This is a genomic window from Sphingopyxis sp., assembly GCF_036675685.1.
In the GTDB taxonomy this organism is placed as follows: Bacteria; Pseudomonadota; Alphaproteobacteria; order Sphingomonadales; family Sphingomonadaceae; genus Sphingopyxis.
On the sequence record NZ_JAKFEM010000037.1, the window covers coordinates 1 to 5,376 of the forward strand.

Consider the following 5,376-nt stretch of genomic DNA (forward strand, 5'->3'; position numbering starts at 1 on the left):
AAAGGGGGCGGCCTCCCCCGAAGCCGCCCCCTTAGCGCGTGGTCGCTGACCCGCTAGGCGATCAGAAAGATGCGCCCAGCGTAAAGACCACGGTTGGATCGTAAAGCGTGTCGAGCGCCTTGACGCCCGTCTTTTTGACGTCGGTGTCGATATATTGCGCCGAGAAGGTCAGCGGGCCGGCGGCGAAGGATGCGCCGACCGACCAGTCGAGATAATTGCCGTCGGCGGCAACAAGACCCAGCGAACCATCGGTGTAGCCGAGACCGGCGGTCAGCGTGACCGGCGAGTCGGGAATACCGAAGCCGGCGCCCAGGTTCAGGTAGATATTGTCGTCGTCGCCGAGCGAATTCTGCTTGGGCGCATAGGCCACCAAGCCGGTCACCGAGACCGGACCGATGTCGTGCGTCAGCTTGCCGATGCCTTCGAAATAGTCGGTCGGCGCGCCGCCGTCGTGGCTACCGGGATAGGTATAATAGGTAACGCCGAGGTCGACCGTCGTGCCGCTCGCGATTTCGGTCGCGAAACCGCCATAGAGATCGAGTTCATATTTGCCATAGGCCGGGCTGTCGGGAAGGCCCGAACCCCACGCGCCGACATAGAAGCCGCTTTCATGGCTGAGCGTTAGCGTCGACTGGACTTCGACCTTTTCGTTCGACAGCGAAACGCCGCGGAAACGATAATCCGACGTGACCGAAATGCCGCCCGAAAGCGAGAACGGGCCGCTGGCTTCTTCTTCCTGGGCGAAGGCAGGCGTCGACATCGCCGACGCGGCGAGCAGCATGCCGAAACACGCTTTGGTAAGAAACTTCATGGGTGATCCCCCTAATAAAAATACGGATCGTCCCAGCCTGCCGTGCGCGTCCACGCCTCTTCGTACGGGCCTGTAACGACGAACATGTTCGAAATTGCCGATTTTGCTGCGATGCACAAACAAAAATTGCGCGGGCAGCGGAATCGGCGGCAGAGTGTGTCTTTCGCGCAACAGCGGCGCGGACGATGCTTGCACTTTGCCAACGCGCCGCCGGACGGCTAAAGAGCGACGCATATCCCCTCACAGTCGAGCCCGCATCTATGAGCGATCACAATCCCGGCCTGCGCCCCTGGCGCGACATTGCGCGGCGCGAGTCGCGGCAGATCATGGTCGGCGCCGTCCCTGTGGGCGGCGGCGCGCCGATCAGCGTCCAGACGATGACCAACACGCTGACCAGCGACGCGGTCGCGACGATCGACCAGATCCGCCGCTGCGAGGAAGCCGGCGCCGACCTCATCCGCGTCTCGTGCCCCGACACCGAATCGACCGCGGCGCTCGGCAAGATCGTCCGCGCGGCGCGGATTCCGATTATCGCCGACATCCATTTCCACTATAAGCGCGCGCTCGAAGCCGCCGACGCCGGCGCCGCGTGCCTGCGCATCAACCCCGGCAATATCGGCAGCAGCGAGCGCGTCGGCGAGGTCGTCCGCGCCGCGAAGGCCAACGGCTGCGCGATCCGCATCGGCGTCAACGCAGGGTCGCTCGAGAAGGACCTGCTCGAAAAATATGGCGAGCCCTGCCCCGAGGCGCTCGTCGAAAGCGCGCTCGACCATATCAAGCTGCTCCAGGACCATGATTTCCACGACTATAAGGTCGCGGTGAAGGCGAGCGATGTCTTCCTTGCGGTCGCCGCCTATGCGCAGCTCGCCGACGCGGTCGACTGCCCGCTCCACCTCGGCATCACCGAGGCCGGCGGGCTGATCGGCGGCACGGTGAAGAGTGCGCTCGGTATCGGCAACCTCCTCTGGGCCGGCATCGGCGACACGATCCGCGTCAGCTTGTCGGCCGAACCCGAGGAGGAGGTACGCGTCGGCTACGAAATCCTCAAATCCTTGGGCCTGCGCACCCGCGGCGTCCGCGTCGTCTCCTGCCCCAGCTGCGCGCGGCAGGGCTTCGACGTTATCCGCACCGTCCAGGCGCTCGAAGAGGCGCTGAGCCATATCAAGACCCCGATGTCGCTCTCGGTCCTGGGCTGCGTCGTCAACGGCCCCGGCGAGGCGCGCGAAACCGATATCGGCATCACCGGCGGCGGCAACGGCAAGCATATGGTATTCCTGTCGGGCGTCACCGATCATCATGTCGAGGATGCCGACATGATCCAGCATATCGTGAAGCTCGTCGAAGCGAAGGCCGCCGAGATCGACGCCGGCAGTTCGGTGAGCATGGACACGCTGCACGGCAAGGCGGCGTAAAGCTTTTTACATTCGTGTCAGCACGGACTAGCCTCGCGCCATTCTGATCGAGGAGGCCAGACATGACCGGTAAGTTCGACGCCCTCGACCGCCTGGCCCAGCTCCTGCTGCTCATCGCCGCGGTCACGACGATCGCCAATGGCGCCTTCATGCTGGTCAAGCCGCTCGACTGGTATGTCTTCGTGCCGACTGTCGTCACCACCGGCCCGCCCAACGCGCATTTCATCCGCGACATCGGGCTCGCCTATCTGGGGTCGGGGCTGATCCTGCTCTATGCGACGATCAACCCCTCGCTCCGCTGGCGCGCCGCCCTTGTCGGCGGGCTGTGGCTGACCTTCCACGGCCTGCTCCACATCTATGAAGTCGCCGCCGGCATCTGCGGTCCCGCGACATTCTGGGCTGACGCACCCGCGGTGATCGGCCAGCCCGCGCTCGTCATCGCCGCGCTCGCCATCGTCTTCGCGCGCCGCAAGGCGCGAACCGATCTCGGCTAAGCCGGAACGCGCGTGAGCTGGGTATAGGCGATGCGCCAGCGCCCGCCTTGCCTGACCCAGACATGGCCGATGCGCAGGCGGCGGCTCTCCGGCCGTCCGCGCTGCGTCCAGCGCAGCGTCATAAGCCCGCCCGTCACTGCCGCGTCGCCATCGACGCGAGAGGTCGGCTGCTCGATCGTGAACGGTTCGATCCGGAAATCGGGCATTTCGAAATCGGCGAGATAGGAGCGCTTGTCCTGCGTCGTCGCGTCGGAATTCACCAGCAGATAGTCGTCGGTCACCAAGTCGCTTAGCGCAGCAATATCCTTGGCCACCGTCGCGCGATTATGGGCTTCCACCGCCTGCGCGAGATCGGCGGGCAAGGCCGCGGCCGATTTCGCCCGCCGGTCGACCGCGATCCAGTTCACTTCCCATGTCGCGCCGTCATCGGCGGAAAAAGCCTGCTCGAAGCGCGCTTCGTCGGCCGAGACCTGCGTGATGACGAACCGCACGCGGATCGGGCGCTCGCCCAGCTTGTCCGCGCCATAAAAGACCCCTCGCCCGTCGGCGCCGAAACCGCCGACCACCGGCGGGGTCATTGCCCCGTCGCGCAGGCTGGCGAAGTTCAGGCTCCACCGGCGCGCGCCCGGATCGTACAGCCGCAGCGAGATGCCTTCGATCTTTCCCGCGGGTCCCGCAACCGACAGCTCGACGCTGTTCGCCCGGCCGTCCATCAAATCCCGAACCAGGCTGGTGCCGCGATACTCGGCCCAGACCGGCGGCTGGCCCGACAGCGGATTGCGCAGCACGCGCACCTCGGTCGCCCATGTCCCGATCTCGAAATCGAAATCGCGCTGGCCGTCGCGAGTGCTCTCTGACGAAGCGGCCGGCGCCGATTGCGCGATCGCGGGGACGCTTGCCAACGCGATTAGCAGCGCCATGAACCGCGCGATCACCATGCGATCCGGCCTTCGGGATCGTCGACGACGACCACGTCATAACGCTCGAGCATCGGCATCAGCACCTCCTCCAATTCCTCTTTCCACAGCCGGCCTTCGTAAAAATCGGCCTTCATCGTCTCGCGGCTTTCCATGTCGGGAAACCCGCGCATGAAAAAGAAGGTGTCGGGATCCTCGACGCTCAGGAACGGTCCCGCGATGCGCATGCCCAGCCGGCGATGCTCGGGACGCGTCTTGGCCTCGAAAATCTCGATAAAGCGGGTCCGCATTCCGGGCTTGGTCTGGTACGTCCGCATCTCGACTATCATCGCGTCATCCTGTCCGCTGCCAAGACCGGCGACAAGGACGCACTTTCTGGTAACCGGGAGCAGGTCATGGCGACGTCAAATCCATCGGACGCAGAGGCGAACACCCCGACCCCGATGACCAATTGCCCGATGACCGCGGCGCTGAACGCGATCGGCGGCAAATGGAGCCTGATCTGCCTCTATTATCTCGACAGTGGCACGCGCCGCTTCAACGAACTCCGGCGGCTGATCCCCGAGGTGTCGCACAAGGTGCTGACCGAAACGCTGCGGGGTCTCGAGGAAGAGCGGCTGATCGTGCGCGCGGTCCATTCGCTCGCGCCGTCGCATGTCGAATATGAGATTTCGGCGCACGGCGAAACGGTGCGCCCGCTGATGCACGCGATTCGTGCATGGGGCCGGGCGCACCTCGATTATCGCAAGCAGGGCACGGATTAAGCCGCTTCGAGCGTCCGGTCCTGTGGTCGCGCAGCCGGTTCCTCGACATAGACATTTGCCGCGGGCGTCTTCAGATGCGCCTCGAGCAGGTCGAAGATCGCCGCATCCTCCCCGGCATCGAACTTGCGCGCGAACAGGTCGGGACTCAGCGTCAGGCGCAAAGCATCGGCGGTGACGAAGGTGCGCGGGCGCAGCTTGATGTCGCCGTCGGGCACCCAGTCGATCGTGCGCAGGTCGTCGTTCATCATCTCGCCCTGGTTGGCGCTGTTCATCATCAGCGTCTGGAAAAACGCCTCGTCGGGGATGAAGCTGCGACGATAGAATGTCTTGAAGCGCTCGGCGCTCGGGTGATGAACCGCGAACTGGCAGAAGCTGCGCGTGACCGCTTTCCATTGCGTGCCGATAAAGGGCGTCGCATCTTTGAGGAAGGCACGCGGCAGGCGGGTGCGGAACATCCGCCCCAGCGCCTCGACGAACATATGGCTGACGCGGTTCATCGTGTCGGGCCGGATGGCGCGCTGGTCGAGCGCGCGGATATATTGCCGCCGCGGGTTGGCGCGCAGGAAGGCGCGGATATAGGCCTGCGACTTCAGCGGAAAATCCTGGCCGCTGAGATTGATATAATGGGTCCAGCTGCGATTCATCTTCAGCAACCTGGCCATTCCGCGCAGCTCGGCATCGACCAGGCTGTACCCGCCCCACAGCGCCTTTTTCGATTCGATGATCGCGACCCCCTGATAGGGTTTCAGGAAGGCCGCGATGTCGGCGGCGAACTCGGGGCCAGATCCCTTGTCGACATGGATCACATAGCTGTTGCCGGGCGCATAAATCGCGCTGAACATCCGTTTGAACTGGTCGGGAAAGCGGTGGAGGAGGATGAAATAGCCGATCATGCAGGCATGCCTTTCGGATCGCCGACCCGGGCTGTCAGCCCACCGGAATCGCGATCATTTTCCTGTCCCGGAAAACCCAACCAAA

General features: G+C 64.2%; 7 protein-coding genes. 3 read left to right on the forward strand and 4 right to left on the reverse strand.

Annotated features, from left to right (window positions below):
* Positions 1 to 61 precede the first annotated feature (61 nt).
* The gene (locus V6M50_RS15350; RefSeq protein WP_332819448.1) at positions 62 to 811 is read right to left on the reverse strand and encodes a TorF family putative porin; all 750 of its coding nucleotides are present in this window, start codon (positions 809 to 811) and stop codon (positions 62 to 64) included.
* Between the two features lie 260 nt (positions 812 to 1,071).
* Here V6M50_RS15350 and ispG point away from each other — a divergent pair, with 260 nt between their 5' ends.
* Positions 1,072 to 2,223, forward strand: coding sequence for a flavodoxin-dependent (E)-4-hydroxy-3-methylbut-2-enyl-diphosphate synthase (ispG, locus tag V6M50_RS15355; protein WP_332819449.1), 1,152 nt, complete (start codon positions 1,072 to 1,074; stop codon positions 2,221 to 2,223).
* Between the two features lie 62 nt (positions 2,224 to 2,285).
* Complete coding sequence (locus tag V6M50_RS15360) at positions 2,286 to 2,717, forward strand: hypothetical protein (RefSeq protein WP_332819450.1); 432 nt, start codon at positions 2,286 to 2,288, stop codon at positions 2,715 to 2,717.
* Here the strand turns inward: V6M50_RS15360 and V6M50_RS15365 are convergent.
* Positions 2,714 to 3,655: a nuclear transport factor 2 family protein gene (locus V6M50_RS15365; protein WP_332819451.1), complete on the reverse strand. Its 942-nt coding sequence runs from the start codon at positions 3,653 to 3,655 to the stop codon at positions 2,714 to 2,716. The two genes, V6M50_RS15360 and V6M50_RS15365, sit on opposite strands and share 4 nt — an antisense overlap.
* Complete coding sequence (locus V6M50_RS15370; protein WP_332819452.1) at positions 3,649 to 3,963, reverse strand: NIPSNAP family protein; 315 nt, start codon at positions 3,961 to 3,963, stop codon at positions 3,649 to 3,651. Before V6M50_RS15370 ends, V6M50_RS15365 begins: the two co-directional genes overlap by 7 nt.
* 66 nt (positions 3,964 to 4,029) lie before the next feature.
* Here V6M50_RS15370 and V6M50_RS15375 point away from each other — a divergent pair, with 66 nt between their 5' ends.
* The gene (locus V6M50_RS15375) at positions 4,030 to 4,398 is read left to right on the forward strand and encodes a winged helix-turn-helix transcriptional regulator (RefSeq protein WP_332819453.1); all 369 of its coding nucleotides are present in this window, start codon (positions 4,030 to 4,032) and stop codon (positions 4,396 to 4,398) included.
* Here V6M50_RS15375 and V6M50_RS15380 read toward each other — a convergent pair.
* Entirely contained in the window at positions 4,395 to 5,291 is an 897-nt protein-coding gene (locus tag V6M50_RS15380) for a beta-1,6-N-acetylglucosaminyltransferase (RefSeq protein ID WP_332819454.1), read from the reverse strand. The genes V6M50_RS15375 and V6M50_RS15380 overlap by 4 nt on opposite strands.
* Between the last annotated feature and the right edge of the window lie 85 nt (positions 5,292 to 5,376).

Bases quoted from the DNA above. Each gene is read 5' to 3' on its own strand.
- V6M50_RS15350 (WP_332819448.1), bottom strand. From the start codon at position 811: ATGAAGTTTCTTACCAAAGCGTGTTTCGGCATGCTGCTCGCCGCGTCG.
- ispG (WP_332819449.1), top strand. From the start codon at position 1,072: ATGAGCGATCACAATCCCGGCCTGCGCCCCTGGCGCGACATTGCGCGG.
- V6M50_RS15360 (WP_332819450.1), top strand. From the start codon at position 2,286: ATGACCGGTAAGTTCGACGCCCTCGACCGCCTGGCCCAGCTCCTGCTG.
- V6M50_RS15365 (WP_332819451.1), bottom strand. From the start codon at position 3,655: ATGGTGATCGCGCGGTTCATGGCGCTGCTAATCGCGTTGGCAAGCGTC.
- V6M50_RS15370 (WP_332819452.1), bottom strand. From the start codon at position 3,963: ATGATAGTCGAGATGCGGACGTACCAGACCAAGCCCGGAATGCGGACC.
- V6M50_RS15375 (WP_332819453.1), top strand. From the start codon at position 4,030: ATGGCGACGTCAAATCCATCGGACGCAGAGGCGAACACCCCGACCCCG.
- V6M50_RS15380 (WP_332819454.1), bottom strand. From the start codon at position 5,291: ATGATCGGCTATTTCATCCTCCTCCACCGCTTTCCCGACCAGTTCAAA.